General features: G+C 46.0%; 1 protein-coding gene. It reads left to right on the top strand.

Annotated features, from left to right (window positions below):
• Nucleotides 1-28 precede the first annotated feature (28 nt).
• Nucleotides 29-507 (top strand): MobA/MobL family protein (locus NI455_RS15395; RefSeq protein ID WP_253114899.1); only part of this gene is annotated, 479 nt, incomplete at its 3' end.

The following is a 507-nucleotide window of genomic DNA, read 5'->3' as shown; positions in this document are numbered from 1 at the left end:
AAAAGCAAAAGCACCCCAAGGCGACTGCATGGCAATTTATCATTGTTCCACTAAAACGGTGAACCGAAGTTCGGGGCGAACTGCGGTTGCATCATCTGCATATCGTGCAGGGGAAAAACTAGAAGATGAACGCACAGGACTGACCCATGACTTTACGAGAAAAGACGGTGTCGCCCATTCTGAAATTCTGTCTAATTTAGATATTGAAATTGACCGTGGTGAACTTTGGAACTTGGCAGAAAAAACCGAAAACCGTAAAGATGCCCGAACCGCTAGAGAATGGGTCATTGCCCTACCTGATGAATTAGACGCTGATCAACGTAAGGACTTGGCAAAAGACTTTGCCAGGTCCTTAGTTGATCGCTATGGAGTGATCGCAGATTTAGCCATCCATGAACCCAGCAAAGGCGGTAATGATAAGAATCATCACGCCCATATCATGCTTACCACCCGAAAAGCCGAATTGGACACGGACAATAAACTCACCCTGACCACCAAAACCGATAT

This window comes from Acinetobacter lwoffii (assembly GCF_024129435.1).
Taxonomy (GTDB): domain Bacteria; phylum Pseudomonadota; class Gammaproteobacteria; order Pseudomonadales; family Moraxellaceae; genus Acinetobacter; species Acinetobacter lwoffii_F.
This window is presented reverse-complemented; position numbering and strand designations above follow the sequence as displayed.